The 14,239-nt window shown below is 65.8% G+C and carries 16 protein-coding genes and 1 tRNA gene; 11 read left to right on the top strand and 6 right to left on the bottom strand.

What is annotated here, in order from left to right; translation table 11 throughout:
* The 8 genes from WBB14_RS17760 to WBB14_RS17725 all read left to right on the top strand — a co-directional run.
* Nucleotides 1-466: CoA transferase (locus WBB14_RS17760; RefSeq protein WP_424240999.1), on the top strand; the 466-nt coding region annotated here is incomplete at its 5' end.
* Between the two features lie 44 nt (nt 467-510).
* The gene (locus WBB14_RS17755; protein ID WP_424240998.1) at nt 511-1,722 is read left to right on the top strand and encodes an MFS transporter; all 1,212 of its coding nucleotides are present in this window, start codon (nt 511-513) and stop codon (nt 1,720-1,722) included.
* Nucleotides 1,719-2,312, top strand: coding sequence for an AAA family ATPase (locus WBB14_RS17750; protein WP_424240997.1), 594 nt, complete (start codon nt 1,719-1,721; stop codon nt 2,310-2,312). The genes WBB14_RS17755 and WBB14_RS17750 overlap by 4 nt, the downstream gene beginning before the upstream one ends.
* A 204-nt stretch (nt 2,313-2,516) precedes the next feature.
* Entirely contained in the window at nt 2,517-2,954 is a 438-nt protein-coding gene (locus tag WBB14_RS17745) for a TIGR03757 family integrating conjugative element protein (RefSeq protein WP_424240996.1), read from the top strand.
* Entirely contained in the window at nt 2,951-3,901 is a 951-nt protein-coding gene (locus tag WBB14_RS17740; protein WP_424240995.1) for a TIGR03756 family integrating conjugative element protein, read from the top strand. The genes WBB14_RS17745 and WBB14_RS17740 overlap by 4 nt, the downstream gene beginning before the upstream one ends.
* 11 nt (nt 3,902-3,912) lie before the next feature.
* Entirely contained in the window at nt 3,913-5,310 is a 1,398-nt protein-coding gene (locus WBB14_RS17735) for an integrating conjugative element protein (protein ID WP_424240994.1), read from the top strand.
* A complete protein-coding gene (locus tag WBB14_RS17730) occupies nt 5,307-5,657 on the top strand; it encodes a hypothetical protein (protein ID WP_424240993.1) in 351 nt (116 codons plus the stop codon). The genes WBB14_RS17735 and WBB14_RS17730 overlap by 4 nt, the downstream gene beginning before the upstream one ends.
* 13 nt (nt 5,658-5,670) lie before the next feature.
* On the top strand, nt 5,671-7,194 hold the full coding sequence (locus WBB14_RS17725) for a conjugal transfer protein TraG N-terminal domain-containing protein (protein ID WP_424240992.1): 1,524 nt from the start codon (nt 5,671-5,673) through the stop codon (nt 7,192-7,194).
* A 13-nt stretch (nt 7,195-7,207) separates the two neighbouring features.
* On the opposite strand, the gene WBB14_RS17720 is transcribed toward WBB14_RS17725, so the two are convergent.
* The 3 genes from WBB14_RS17720 to WBB14_RS17710 are packed head-to-tail and all read right to left on the bottom strand — an operon-like array spanning nt 7,208 to nt 8,267.
* Entirely contained in the window at nt 7,208-7,579 is a 372-nt protein-coding gene (locus WBB14_RS17720) for a DUF3742 family protein (RefSeq protein ID WP_025513319.1), read from the bottom strand.
* Nucleotides 7,580-7,635: 56 nt separating this feature from the next.
* Complete coding sequence (locus WBB14_RS17715) at nt 7,636-8,049, bottom strand: putative toxin-antitoxin system toxin component, PIN family (protein ID WP_025513320.1); 414 nt, start codon at nt 8,047-8,049, stop codon at nt 7,636-7,638.
* Nucleotides 8,049-8,267: an AbrB/MazE/SpoVT family DNA-binding domain-containing protein gene (locus WBB14_RS17710; protein WP_021205410.1), complete on the bottom strand. Its 219-nt coding sequence runs from the start codon at nt 8,265-8,267 to the stop codon at nt 8,049-8,051. The genes WBB14_RS17715 and WBB14_RS17710 overlap by 1 nt, the downstream gene beginning before the upstream one ends.
* A gap of 331 nt (nt 8,268-8,598) precedes the next feature.
* Between WBB14_RS17710 and mobH the strand changes: the two genes are divergently transcribed.
* Nucleotides 8,599-10,443, top strand: coding sequence for a MobH family relaxase (gene mobH, locus WBB14_RS17705; RefSeq protein WP_424240991.1), 1,845 nt, complete (start codon nt 8,599-8,601; stop codon nt 10,441-10,443).
* Nucleotides 10,444-10,466: 23 nt separating this feature from the next.
* Here mobH and WBB14_RS17700 read toward each other — a convergent pair whose 3' ends face one another.
* Complete coding sequence (locus WBB14_RS17700) at nt 10,467-10,766, bottom strand: helix-turn-helix domain-containing protein (RefSeq protein ID WP_025513322.1); 300 nt, start codon at nt 10,764-10,766, stop codon at nt 10,467-10,469.
* Nucleotides 10,767-10,870: 104 nt separating this feature from the next.
* On the opposite strand from WBB14_RS17700, the gene WBB14_RS17695 reads away from it, so the two are divergent.
* The gene (locus WBB14_RS17695; protein WP_424240990.1) at nt 10,871-11,494 is read left to right on the top strand and encodes a LysR family substrate-binding domain-containing protein; all 624 of its coding nucleotides are present in this window, start codon (nt 10,871-10,873) and stop codon (nt 11,492-11,494) included.
* A 27-nt stretch (nt 11,495-11,521) separates the two neighbouring features.
* On the opposite strand, the gene WBB14_RS17690 is transcribed toward WBB14_RS17695, so the two are convergent.
* Complete coding sequence (locus WBB14_RS17690) at nt 11,522-13,447, bottom strand: tyrosine-type recombinase/integrase (protein ID WP_424240989.1); 1,926 nt, start codon at nt 13,445-13,447, stop codon at nt 11,522-11,524.
* A gap of 238 nt (nt 13,448-13,685) precedes the next feature.
* Nucleotides 13,686-13,759 (bottom strand) — tRNA-Gly (locus WBB14_RS17685).
* Between the two features lie 228 nt (nt 13,760-13,987).
* Between WBB14_RS17685 and WBB14_RS17680 the strand changes: the two genes are divergently transcribed.
* On the top strand, nt 13,988-14,239 hold a 252-nt coding region (locus tag WBB14_RS17680; RefSeq protein WP_424240988.1), incomplete at its 3' end, for an integrase arm-type DNA-binding domain-containing protein.

Raw genomic sequence — 14,239 nt, 5'->3', positions numbered from 1 at the left:
GCCCGGCATCGTCGCCGTGTCGCTGACCGCCTACGGCACGCAAGGGCCCTGGGCCGACCGGCGCGGTTTCGATTCGTTGGTGCAGACGGCGATGGGTTTCAACCACGCCGAGGGCGAGGCGGCGGGCGACGGCAAGCCGCGCGCGCTGCCGATGCAGATCCTCGACCAGGCCAGCGGCTTCCTGATGGCTTTCGGCGCCGCCGCCGCGCTGTGGCAACAGTCGCGCGAAGGGGGAAGCTGGCACGTGCAGGTGTCGCTGGCGCAGACCGGGCACTGGCTGCGCGGGCTGGGGCGCATCGAAGAGGGCCTGCGGGCCGGCAGGCCGGACCTCAGCCCCTGGCTCGCGGACGAAATCTCCGGCTTCGGCCTGCTGCGCGCCGTGCGGCCCCGCGCGCGACTGGCGCGAACACCGGCCGGCTATGCGCGACCGTCGGTGCCGCCGGGAACGGATCGCCCGAACTGGTGAGAGCTTGTCCGCAAGCCGAGAATTGATACGGCCGGACCCCTTGAATGAGCGATATCCCAGGTCACCCCGGCGATGCATCGCGTGCCGCACCGATGCCTGCCACGTCAGCCTTGCCCTCCCATCTGCAGTGGACCATTGCCCTGGCGGCTGGCGCATCCGTGGCCAACAGCTACTACAACCAGCCGCTTCTCGGCGAATTGAGCCGGGAGTTCGCGCTCTCTGCGGGGACGGTGACCTGGCTGCCCGTGCTCACCCAGGCGGGCAATGCCCTGGGCGTGCTTTTCCTGGCACCACTGGGTGACCGCTTGGAGCGCAAGTCGCTCATCCTGCGAACGCTGGCGGCGCTGGTGCTCTCCCTGGTGCTGGCAGCCGCATCCTCCGGCTTCGTTCAATTGGCACTGGCGAGCCTCGCAGTGGGCTTGTGCGCCACCGTGGCGCAACAACTGGTTCCCTTGGCCATCCACCTGGCGCCCTCCCACCACAAGGGGCAGGTGCTCGGCGTGGTGACGGGCGGTATCCTGATCGGCATCCTGCTGGCCCGTGTGGTGAGCGGCTGGATGACCGAGCTTTGGGGCTGGCGGTCCGTCTTCGGTTCTTCTGCGGCACTGATGCTGGTACTGGGCTTTCGGCTGGCATGGACGCTGCCGGTGGTGCGGCCGTCCTCCGATCTCGGCTATGGACGATTGCTGCTGTCGATGTGGCATTTGGTGCGCAAGCACGCTTCCTTGCGCCAGGCTGTGGCTATCCAGTTCCTGCTGTTTGCCAGCATGATCGGCTTCTGGGCAACGTTCGCGCTCTGGCTGGAGCGGCCGCCACTGCAGCTCGGCGCGGTATCCGCCGGCCTGTTCGCGCTGGTCGGCGTGTGCGGCGCGTTGGCTGCACCGGCGGCTGGCCGTTTTGCCGACCGGCGCGGACACGGCGCAGTCGTCCGTGCTGGCGCGGTGGGAACCGCAACGGCATTTGCCGTGCTGTACCTGGGTGGCTCATCGATCCCTGCACTCGTCCTCGGCATCTTCTTGCTCGACGTGGCCGTGCAGTCGGCCCAGGTGGCGAACCAGACCATGGTCTATGCGTTGGACGCGGGTGCGCGCAGCCGGCTGAACACCGTGTTCATGGGCGCGATGCTGCTTGGCGGGGCCTTCGGCGCTGCTGCAGGCGGGTGGGCCTTCACTGCGCATGGATGGGCCGGGGTCTGCGCCTTTGGCATGCTTAGCGCCACCGTTGCGTGGGGCCTGTCTCTTCGGCTAAACCAATGATGACAAGTGAATTGACAAACCGTCTGCAGTTCGAAGCAAACCCTGACATGACGCCGATGCCATCTCAGGTGGTCATTTCGGGGTGCTCCGGCGGCGGCAAGTCGACCTTGCTCGGGGAGCTGCGGCGGCGTGGTCATGCGACCGTCGCCGAACCCGGGCGGAGGATCATCGCCGAGCAGATTCGACAGGGCGGCAACGCCCTGCCATGGACCGACATGGCGGCCTTTCTGCGGGAGGCGCTGCGCGTCGCCGCCATGGATCTCGAAGGCGCGGCACGGGACGCTGGTCCGGTCTTCTTCGACCGAGGGCTGATCGACGCCGCTGCAGCGCTTCAACGACTCTGCGGCGTACCGTTGGCGCAAAGCCTGGGCGAATCCCGCCCTTATGGGCGGCTCGTGTTCCTCGCACCGCCCTGGCCGGACATCTATGGCGCCGACGAGGCGCGGCGGCACGACTTTCCCGAGGCTGAGGCGGAATACACCGACTTGGATGCCACCTACCAGGCACTCGGCTACGAAGTCAGGGTGCTTCCGCGCGCCAGTGTGGTCGAACGGGCCGACTTCGTTCTGCAAGCGATTCATCGCTGCTGAAGGCGAGACCAACTTGTGACGGCCGCCTTGGCTGTCGATCCGAACGCGGCCTTGTCGCAGGCGCACTCGCAGGCACCGTTTGGGGTGATCACGCGATGACAGGGATGGCGAAAACGGGGCGAAGCCGTCTCCGGTTTGTTTGTCGTGTCGAAGCCGGATTTCGGTTCGACTGTCACCGGATTGGCTTCCCTCCGGTGTTGTCTCATGGACTCTTGCGCTGTTCCTCATGCCGCTCGCGCTCGCTCAGCATGGTTTGCTGCGGGCATTGCCATCCTGACGTTGGCCACCCGCGCCGCCGCGGCGGAAGTATGGGTCGTTACCGACTCGCATCATCCGGTCCTTGGCCAGGCTGACCGGCACCTCATCCTGGACGCGGCCGCGGTGCTCGAAGCGGAGCTGGCCGACAACCTGCCCACCGATCCTGAGCGCGCCAGCGCCATGGTCCAGCAACGCCTGAAGCTGGGCGGTACAAACCTGCAGCGAAGGATCGGCACCGCCTACCAGGGCATTGCCGACGCCTGGAGCCTTGGCGTCACCAAGGTTCCGGCCATCGTGGTGGATCGCCGATACGTGGTCTATGGCGAGACGGACGTGGCCCGTGCGGTAGCCCGCATCGACCAATACCGGAGGATGCAGCCATGACGAGGCGTCCGTTCGCGCCATCCCGGCGCCAGCGGTTGGCCATCGCAGCGCTGCTGCTGGGGTGTTCCGCATCGTCCTTCGCGCTGAGCACCGCCACCATCGTGGCCTCCACCCTGTCGCCGGATTGCCTGGAATACCGCGTCACCGGCATCTGCTACTGGCTCTATTGCACCTGGACGGGATGCACCGTGCGCACCTCGGTCAAGGTGCGCCACTACATCCCGGATGCCGTGGTGTCGAGCTACTCGAACACCGGCGAGAACCCTTGGGTCGAGGTGCGGGCGATGAGCCTGCCGAACTCGACCGCGAAGGCCGGTGGCGACGGCACCACCAACGAGGATCACGAGAACAACTTGGCGAAGTTCAAGAACGCCGACGTCATCGGCCATCCCGGTGGCTATGTGTTCAGCCAGTTCGCCAGCGCCTCCGGCTACACCTGCGAGGGCGCCGGCACCGCCTTCATGCCCTATCTGCTGAGCACGCTTGACACGCTGGCATGGCGCTACAACATCCCCGAGGCGCTGTATCCGGAAGCACTGATTCCCGGCCGGCGCGAGGTCGGCACGCGCACAGGCCTGAATCTCTGGGGCAACGTCTATCCGCGTGGCGGCTTCCTGCACCAGGTGGATGATCACAAGGCCGCAGCCGTGGTCGCCCAGCGCGCGGGTGACATCGTGACGCGCCGCAACCAGATCCACGTCTACCAACCGCTGCTCGCCAGTTCGCGCGATGGCTACTGGCCGGCCGGCGCCCTGATGGAAACCAATGCCGCCACGGGCAAGTGGCAGGAGCTGACCCCCACGCTGTCCAGCAGTTGCGCGGTATTCCCCCACGGCAATGCCAAAGTGCAGGCCCGGCAGGGGGACTACGCCTGGGCATTGTGGCGTCCTTATAGCTGCTGCCAGCGCCGCGGCCAGGTGTTCCTAGGCAGCGTCGATTTCCCGTGAGGCCCGATGCCATGACGAATTCATTTCCGAGCGCCCGTCGATTTCTGTACGCCGCATTGGCCGTTGTCGCAGCGCTGAGCTGCTCCAGCGCCGGGGCGCAGACCAGCGTCAACGAGTACGGCGTCCAGCATCAGGGCAGCGTGATCGGTGATGACGTGCTCTACAGCATTGGGGGCGGCCGCGCGGTTTCCATGAGCGGTGCGGCCAACATGCACTCCATCGGTGTTGGCGTCGGCTGGAACAGCAACCTGATCTGTGGCGACATGAGCATCACCACCACGCTGCAGAACCAGTTGAACGGCATCACCAATGGCTTCCAGTCCATCATGTCCTCGGTGATCCAGAACGCCACTGCTGCCGTGGCGTCACTGCCCGCGTTGATCATCCAGCGCGCCGATCCAGGGCTGTACAACCTGCTGACCAATGGGGTGCTGCAAGCCAGGCTGGATTTCGATCGCAGCAAGCTGACCTGCCGTGCCATCGCCAATCGCATGGCCGACATGGCGGGGGGGCAGCTCGGCTGGGACCAGCTCGCCGAAGGCATGGCGCTGAAGCAGGCCGTCGCGAGCACCGATGCGGTCTCGGCGATCGACGACGCCGAGGCGAACCGTGGCAACAATGGCGTGCCGTGGGTCGGCGGAGACAACGCTGGCGGCGCGGACCAACGTCCGGTGCGTGTGGTCGGCGACGTGACCCGCGCCGGCTACAACCTGCTCAATGGCCGTGGCGTCGGCGATGCCAGTTCGATTCCGCAAGCCAGTTGCAGCGGCAACCTGGCATGCCAGACCTGGAGTTCGCCCGATGCCGCCGCAGCCTGGGCCATTCGCGTGCTGGGCGAGCAGGAGCAGCGCACCTGCGATGCATGCACCAAGACCGTCACCACGCCGGGCGTTGGCCTGACCCCGCTGATCCAGGAGGAATACGAGGACAAGCTTCAGGCCCTGCAGGAGCTGGTCGCCGGCAGCCGTCCAACCACGGCGCAGAACCTGCTGGCTGCGAGCAGCGCGTCGCTGCCCATCACCCGTGGCGTGATCGAGGCACTGCGCGACGAGACGGACCAGGACATCCTGGCTCGGCGCCTGGCCTCGGAGGTTGCGCTGGCCAGCGTGCTGGAGAAGGCGCTGCTGCTGCAACGCACGCTGCTGACCGGGCGCAAGGAGCCCAACGTGGCCGCCAACGAACTGGCCCAGAAGGCCGTCACCCACGAAAGCGACATCCTCGATCGCGAGATTCACAACCTGAAGACAGAGCTGGAACTGCGCCGCGAACTGGCCAGCAACTCGCCGATGGCGATCATCCAGCGCCACAGCACCCGCGCCGCCGGTGCGCGTGGCATCTACGAGGGTGACCCGGTACGCAATCGGGTCGATGAACTGCAGCGGCCGCCGTCCGGCGGAAGCCATCCATGAATACCGTGGGGCGGTGCCTGCGCTGGCTGTCCAGCCGGCGTGCCATCCTGGTGCTGGTGTGGGCGGTGTCGCTGCTGATCGCCGCGACCGCCGTCAATGTGGTCGGCATCCGCATTGCGGGCGGCATCGAGGGCTGGCAGCGCTGGATGGCGGCGCAATCAGGGGCCTTCCTGGCCTGGCGGCTATTGCTGTACGCCGCCACCGCCTGGGGTTGGCTCTGGATGCGACGTCGCCTGCGCGCGCGGGAACCGGAGCGCGCTGCCGGGCAGCGGCTGCTGCGCGCGGAGGTTGCGGCCATCGTCGCCGTGATCGTGCTGGAAGCCAGCCTGCTGACGCAGGCACGGTAGCGCGAGGTTCGCCATGACGCTGTACACCACCGACTACCTGGAGTACTACCTGACGCTGGTGTCCTGGGTGGTCCACAACGGCATCTGGTCAGTGCTGGTCGCCAGCGGCGTGTTCGCCATCCCGTTCCTGGCGATCGTCATCCAGGAATGGTTGAAGGCCCGCGCGGAAGGCGCGGATGAAGGCAACAAGGGCGTGCTGTCCTCGGCTCGCATCGAGAACCGCATTTTCGTCGCCATCGTGGTGATCATGTTCGCGGGCATCCCCTTCATCGACGTCGATCTCAACACTATCCGCTACGACCATTCGCGCTCGACGCAATGCCAGGTAAGCGTACCCGAGCCGACCGATACTGGCTGGTCGCAATCGTTCAGCACGATCAACAACCAGTCGGCCAAGGTGCCGGTGTGGTGGTTCGCCATGCACGCGATCTCGCGCGCGATCACCGGCGCCTCGGTCGCGGCCATTCCCTGCGGCACCGACCTGCGGCAGATCCGCATGGACATCGACGCGACCCGCATCGACGACCCGGTGCTGGCCCAGGAGGTCAGCGACTTCACCCGCGACTGCTATGGCCCCGCCCGCGCCAAGCTGTTCATGACCCGGCCCAGCCTGAGCGAGGAGCAGATGCACGACGTCACCTGGATCGGCTCCAGCTACTTCGTCGGCACCGCCGGCTTCTACGACAGCTACCGCTCCAGGACACCTCGCGATGCCTGGCCGTTCGACGCCACGCGCGACGCCGGCCTGGCCCAGGTGCCCGGCGGGGGCGGCTACCCGACCTGCCGGCAGTGGTGGTCCGACGGCGGCCAGGGCCTGCGGGCACGACTGCTGGCCCAGGTCGATCCCAACCTGCTGACGCGACTGGCCGGCTGGGCGGGCTTCCTGAGCCAGGCCGAGGTCAACGACTCGGTGATCCGCGCCGTCGCGAGCCCTCGGCAACAGAAGCTCAACCGGGGGGCGGTCTACACGGACTACGGTGGCCAGATCGACATGACGCTGCCCAACATCGTCACCCGCGCCGCCAGCGACGTGGGGCTGACCGTCGGATCACTGGGCTATTTCCCGGCGATGGACGTGGTGCGGCAGGCGCTGCCGATGGTGCTGTCCCTGCTCAAGATGGCGCTGGTCATCTGCATCCCGCTGGTGCTGCTGATCGGCACCTATGACCTCAAGACCGTGGTCACGGTGAGCGTGGTGCAGTTCGCGCTGTTCTTCACCGAATTCTGGTTTCAGCTCGCCCGCTGGATCGACTCGACGATCCTCGATGCGCTTTACGGCTGGGGGTGGGGCTGGAACCGGCCGCACACGAACTTCGATCCACTGGTGGGCCTCAACAACACCTTCGGCGACATGCTGCTGAACTTCGTGATGGCCACGATGTTCTTGATCTTGCCGGCGTTCTGGATGACGGCATTGGTTTGGGCAGGGGTCAGGGCCGGTAATGTTCTGCAAGGACTGGGTACGGGCACTCGCGATGCGGGACAGGCAGGCAGTAAAGGCTCGGGCATGCTGATCGGTGCAGCCAAGAAAAGGTAGGGGCCATCGCGAGTCAGTCGTCTTCAAACCGCGGGTCAGGATCATCGTTGTACGACGCAGGGTGGTAGAACAGGCTTTCGCGATGATCCAGCTCTTCGGCCTTGCGTCCGAGGAAATCATCGTCACCTTGCGGCGCTTGCTCCGCCATCCTGGTTGCCACAGCGAGAGCGACCAGCAACAGCGCCGCCCAGACCGAGACGTACAGCAACACGCCGAGGGTCGCCAGCTTGACCACCCAGATCAGCACCCTTGCACCGCCTGCCGGCAGGCCCCGCGCCATCAGCCACTGATGCACTCGACGCTCCGCGCGCAGGCAACCGCCCCATACACCGCCCAGCCAGCGGCCGAGTCGCGCTGCGGTGGTCATGCGTGCGGTGTGCTTCATGGTTGGCTACCTCATGGTCGTTCCACGGTCGTTGGGCAAGGCCGTGCCGTTCTCCTTCATGCCTGCCGCGCCGCGAATGCTTCGGCGGTCATGATCAAGCCGGGAAAGTCCTCTCGCATGGCGAGAATGTCCGCATCCCCCGTGATCAACGCATCCGCCTTGCCGACATGCGCGAGCACCAGGAACACCTGGTCCTTCTCGTCGCGGCAGACCGGCAGGTCTGGCCATGGCGCCGGCAGTTCCACCACATCGGCGTAGGGCAAAAAGTCCGCCAGCAACTCCTGCTGTTCCGAGGTCGACAGCTTGAACTTGGGATAGGCCAGGACGCGCAGGAGTTCACTGGCCGTCTCCCGGCAGACCAGCGGCTGCAACTGCTGGTGCTGCCAGGCGTGGCGTATCCAGGCCAGGCGTCCGGCACTGAAGATCAGCGCCGACAGCACGATGTTGGTGTCGAGGACGACCCTTCGCATCACTGCCGTGCCCAGGCTACGGCATCCTCGACGTCCTGCTCGGTGATCCCGAGTTGCTCCAGCTTCTCGCGCACGGCCTGGGCTTTCTGGACCCGCACGGGGGTCAGGACGATCCGACCGCCCTCGACGGTTACGTCGAAGTACTCCGCCGCATCCACGCCGGACACGGCCGCCTTGGGCAGCGTGATCTGATTTTTCGAAGTGAGCTTGGCAAGCATGGGAGGCCTCCGTAAGTTTCAAAGGAAATCTTACTTCCTTACTTCATTCTTGACAAGCATGCCTTCGGGCGCAGGGGTTACAGGGCCTGCTGCGCTTTCAGCGCCGGTTGAAACGGCCTGATCCCGTGAAAACACAGTGCCTGTTCCGCCCGATCCTGGAGCGCACCGGCTCCGCATTGATTGCGGCACACGAAGCCGACTGTCCCTATATCAAAGGGCTTGTCGAAGGCCAAAGGGCTGGGGATGGAGCAAGGGAATGGCCTCAAGGGGAAAGGCCCTACCCGAAAAGGCCAAAAGGCTCCTCCGGCCAGCCCATCACCAGGATGTCGCCATGCTTTCGCTGTTCCAGCGCAAACGGGTGCCGCTGGCCACCGCCGCCGCGCCACCTCCTGTCGAGCCTGCCAAAGGGCTGACGCCACCGCAGTCGGCCACATCGCTGCTGGCGGAGCCGCGCCGGCAGCGGCTGCTGGAACACATCTGGCAGCGCACCTCGCTGTCGCGTCGGCAGTTCCGCTCGCTGTACCTAGCGCCGCTGGAGCGCTACGCCGAACTGGTCCAGCAGTTCCCGGCCTCGGAGGCGCATCACCATGCCTGGCCGGGCGGCATGCTGGACCACGGCCTGGAGATCGTGGCCTACGCGCTCAAGCTGAGGCAGTCCCACTTGCTTCCGGCCGGCGCCTCGCCCGAGGCCCAGGCCGCGCAAGCCGAGGCCTGGACCGCCGGGACCGCCTACGCCGCGTTGCTGCACGACATTGGCAAGATCGCGGTCGACCTGCACGTCGAGCAGGCCGATGGCCTGGTCTGGCACCCCTGGCACGGGCCGCTGCGGCAGCCGTACCGCTTTCGTTATCGGACGGATCGCGAGTACCGGCTGCATGGCGCCGCCGCGGGACTGCTCTACACCCGTGTGCTCGATGCCGGCATCCTCGACTGGCTGAGCGACTACCAGGACCTGTGGTCGGCGCTGCTGTACGTGCTGGCGGGCCAGTACGAGCATGCCGGCACGCTGGGCGAGCTGGTCGTCAAGGCCGACCAGGCATCGGTGGCCCTGGCGCTCGGCGGTGATCCGGCCAGGGCGATGGCAGCGCCGAAGCATGCGTTGCAGCGCAAGCTGCTGGATGGTCTGCGCTACCTGCTGCGCGAGGAATTCAAGCTGAACCAGCCCGGCGGCCCGTCGGATGGATGGCTGACCCCGGAGGCACTCTGGCTCGTCAGCAAGACGGTCAGCGACAAGCTGCGCGCGCACCTCCTGTCGCAGGGCATCGAAGGCATTCCATCGAACAACACCGCCGTCTTCACGGTGCTCCAGGACCATGGCATCGTGCAGCCCGCCCCAGATGGGAAGGCGATCTGGCGGGCCACCGTTACGAGCGGCACCGGCTGGTCGCACAGCTTTACCTTCCTGCGCCTTTCGCCGGCCTTGATCTGGGAGTCGGGCGAGCGTCCCGCACCGTTCGCCGGCACGGTCACGACGGAAGAGGCCCTCCCTGGCGATGAGGCAGCGCCGGCCTCGGCCGGCATCCCGGCCACCTCACCGTCCCCTGGGGTAGCGGATTGCCCGGCTGGGATCGCGGACCCGGTCTCCGATCTGCTGTCGATGCTTGATGCGTCCGACGCAGCCACCACCAGTGCATCGTCCGCCAGCGCGGAACCGCCATCACCATCCGCCGCCGCAACTGCGGCAGTGGCTCATTTGGCGCTGACCAGTCCTGCCACCATGCCGGCTCCCGCGAGGGCCACGCCGTCCGGGGAAAACTTCATTGCCTGGCTCAAGCAAGGCATCGAATCGCGCAAGCTCATCATCAACGATGCGAAGGCACTGGTGCATACCGTCGATGGCACGGCGTACCTGGTCAGCCCCGGCGTTTTCCAGCGCTACGTGCAGGAACATCCGGAGATCCAGGTGCTGGCCCGGCAGGACAATCTGCACGACTGGCAATGGGTGCAGAAGCGCTTCGAGAAGCTGGGACTGCACCGCAAACAGGACAGCGGCCTGAACATCTGGATCTGCGAAGTCACCGGGCCGCGCAAGTCGCGGCGGTTGCACGGCTATCTGTTGGCGACGCCTTCGACATTGTTCGCGGAAGTCCCGCCGGACAACCCCTACCTGTCCCTGGCGCGGAATTCAGCGCGCCCGGGCACAACGCATGCCGCATGCTTGCGACCGGATGACTGACCGGCCAAGCCTGCGTTGCCGGGCTATTCGGTGGTGTCCTGCTCCTCGGCCAGTTGCGATTCGGTTGCGGCCATCAGTGACGCGGCCGAGCAACCCAGCCCCTTCGCGATCCGCAGGATCAACACCAGCGTGGGCATATGCTCGCCGCGCTCGATCTTGCCCATGTGAGACCGGGCGATGCCCGCCTGTTCCGCGAGCACCTCCTGCGCCAGCCCCTGCGCGGACCGGGCCTCGCGCACGGCAACGCCGAAAGCGCGCGCTGGCTCGCTTTCATAGGTTCTTGTTCCCGCAGGTCTCCCGCGTTGCACCGATCGCTTCTGCATCAACAGAAGCGTCACGTGTCAAGCGAATTTAAACCACGTTAAACTTATCTCATTGGCCGAAAGCACGCGGCTTTTTGCAGTGTCGGCGTTGTGCGGGTGACACGATGATCGCTTCTGATCCTTTGAACATTGCCCTGTCGGACTGCCTGGCCTATCCCCGGTTATCGGTACCGATGGCGGAACATCGTCGGCGCTATCCGGACAACCCGATTCGTCTTCACGAAGAGCGCTTGGAGGATCAGCATCGAGGACTGCTCGCGGGGGCTTTCGAGGCAGGCCTCTGCCAATCGCCCGCAGCCCCTGAAGGCATCGATGTCCGACCCGTCTGGCGCGATGCGCTGGCATTGGCCGTGTCGGCCCATCACCCCTTGCTGGCCTTTGCGTCAGTGTCCCTGGAGCAGGCGGCCGACCACCATTGGATCGCCCTGGATGGGCGCGACTGTGTCGGCTACTGTGGGCAAATCGACTCACTGCTGACGGCAGCCGGCGTCGTCCCCTCGGCCGTCACGACGGCCACATCGTTCGGGTTGATGATGACCTTGGTGGCCGCCGGCTACGGTGTCTGCTTGGCACCCGCCACCCGCATTGAGGGCCATCGTTCCCTTGGCGTTGTCCAGCGTCCCTTGCAAGAGGGCGCGCTGACGCTCACCACGTACTTCCTGAGCCGTCGAGATACGGGCAGCGCCCGCCTGGAGCCGTTCTTCCACGCGCTCCAGGCAAGCGCCTGACCGAACTTCGGCGCGCCCCTGGCTTGATCAGTCTCCGGGCGCCACTTCGGCGGCATCGGCAGCGACGGCTTCGCGCACCAGCCGCTGCACGCTTTGCCGGACCTGCTCAGGGAACTCTGTCGTCACGACTGGCTCGCTCGCCTGCATGCACTGTGCGGCCACCAGCCGCGCGGCAAGGTGCAGGTTCGTTGGGTTGACGGCTTCGATGGCCGGCCGTGTCCCGAGAGCCTCGTACGAGCGCAGGAGTGCGTGGTAGATGTCCCAGGTGTCGACGCCCCGTGGCAGTTGCTTCAGGACAGACTGGACCAGCCTGCGCTTGAGCGGATCGAGCTGCCAGTCTGGCACGCGCTGCCCGCGGTGCCCCATGTGGATCGACAGCAGGTTGCCGGCCTGGATCTCGTAGGTGATCCAGCGGCGCGACTTGCCCGCGAGCTTGGCGTAGTCCGCCACCGAGAGGTTGTGCGGCGCCTCGAAGGTCTCCAGCACCTGCAGGCGTCCGCGCTGCACCTCCGACAGGCGCGGCCGCGCGTACTCGGGCATGCGCACGGCCGACAGCCGCTGCACCGATGCCGGCGCTTCGGGTTGGTTGGACGTCGGCGCGGTCACGATCAGCTGCGGCGCGGTGAGGTCGACCACCGGCGGCTGCACGGCCGCCTGGCCGGCGATGGTCGGCAGGCCCTGGAGCGTGATGGTCAGATGCCGGCTGGCAACCTCGACCTGGTTCTGCTCGAACAGGTCCAGGCGATCAGCCCAGTCCTGCATCATGACGCGGCGTTGCTCGACGTATTCGGCATGGTTGTAGGTCGCGCTGATCTTGTCTGGATCGGCATGCGATAGCTGGGCATCCACCCATTTCTTCGGGTAGCCGAGTTCGTTCAGCGCCGTCGAGATCGTCGCCCGGATGCCATGCCCCGTGAGCTGGTCCTCGTAGCCCATGCGCTTGAGCGCGGCGTTGAGCGTGTTCTCGCTGATCGGGTTCTTCAGGCACCAGTCGCCTGGGATGAGATGGACCTGGGCAGGCTTGCATTGGTCCAACAGGTGGCGAACGATCTCCTGCGCCTGCACCGACAGCGGCACGATGTAGGGCGGGATGTCGATGAGACGCTTGCGCTTCTTCTTGGTCAGCAGCGCGCGCTGCTTGAGCCTGGCCACCGGGATGACCCACAGGCCCCGGTCGAGGTCGAACTGATCGGGCGTGGCGAAGCGAAGCTCGCCGGTGCGCACACCAGTGAGCATCAGCAGCCGGATGCCCAACTGCGTGTTCAGGCGCCCGCGGTACTTGCGCAGTGTCTGCAGCATAACCGGCAGCTCGTGCATGCGCAGGAACGGGTTGTGTTCGACAGGCGGCAACGGCAGCGCGACCACTTCCAGGTCCCTGGACGGGTTATCGCCCATGTTGGGAATCGCCACCGTGGCGTAGGTGAACAACTGGGTGAACCAGGTCCTCAGCTTCTCGGCCACGGACAGCGAGCCGCGCTTCTCCACCTTGCCGATGATGTCCAGCAGGTGCGCGCGGGTGATTTCGTAGATGGTCAGGTGCCGTAGCGAGGGGAACACATCTTTCTTGAAGACGCGCCCGATCTGTTCCAGGCTGGTCTGCCTTCCTTCCTCCAGCGAGAGCCGGCGATAGGCCAGCCATTGCTCGTAGACGGCCATGAAGGTGTGCTCGCCGGCCAGGACGATCGCGTGCCGCTTGCGCTTGCGTTCGCTGTGGGGATTGACGCCCTTGGCGAGCAGCGAGCGGGCTTCATCGCGAAGTGCACGGGCGTCCTTCAGGGAAAGCGCCGGATAGTTGCCTAGGGTGATGCGCTCACGCTTGCCAAACCACGAATAGCGGAAGTGCCAAGCCTTGGTGCCGATGGCGGAAACGTAGAGATAGAGGCCGTCGAAGTCGGCCAGTGCGTATGGCTTGCCGGTGGACTTGGCCTGCCGGGCCATGAGGTCTGAAAGCATGATCCCAACTCCATGAAAGCGAGTTGAGTGCCATGTTTCCCATCGGACCTCGGCTCCTCCAGCAACAATGCGGCAGGGGAAGTTCGCGCATTGTTTGGGCCACTTTTTGTACCAGTTTGGGCCGGCCGTCAGTGGATTTCGCTGGACGTCACTGGAACGGCTTTTCTGGAAAAGCCGAACCGTGACAATGACTTGCAACACTCCATGGACGTCCTTGGAACACCATGGAAAGCTGAAGTGGAGCGGGTGAAGGGAATCGAACCCTCGTATGAAGCTTGGGAAGCTGCCGTTCTGCCATTGAACTACACCCGCGTCTCTCAACCCGTTGATGTGCAACGAGTTTTTTCGGTAAGTGCTTGAGCTGGTTCGGTTTTTTCAGCTTCACCGCCTCTGCGGTTCACCCGAAATCACTTACCCCCACCTGTATACACTTGCCCCCGTGGCGTAGGATTTGGCGTAGCTTTTTTCAGGAAGCTGCACCAATCAGGGCGCCAGGGACCGCCTGGCACTGGGCCCGGCGGCGGCTGGAGTATACGACCGATGTTTTTCGACGCACGTGCGGCCAAGCTGCTGCAGCCCGGCGAGCACCTGATGGTCGACGGCTGCCCGGGCCTGCGCCTGGTGGCCAGCGCCTCGCGAAAGACCTGGACCTACCGCTACAAGGCGGTGGACAGCGGGCGCATGAAGCAAGTCGCCCTGGGCCACTGGCCCGCGGTGCCGGCCGCCGCCGCAGCAGCAGCGTGGCAGGCCAGGCGCGAGGAGCGCGCCGCCGGCGTCGATCCAGCCCAGGCC

The sequence above is a fragment of the Achromobacter sp. genome (assembly GCF_049647645.1).
Lineage (GTDB): Bacteria > Pseudomonadota > Gammaproteobacteria > Burkholderiales > Burkholderiaceae_B > Achromobacter.
Note: the sequence above shows the minus strand (reverse complement) of the source record. Positions and strands in the feature narration are given on the sequence as shown.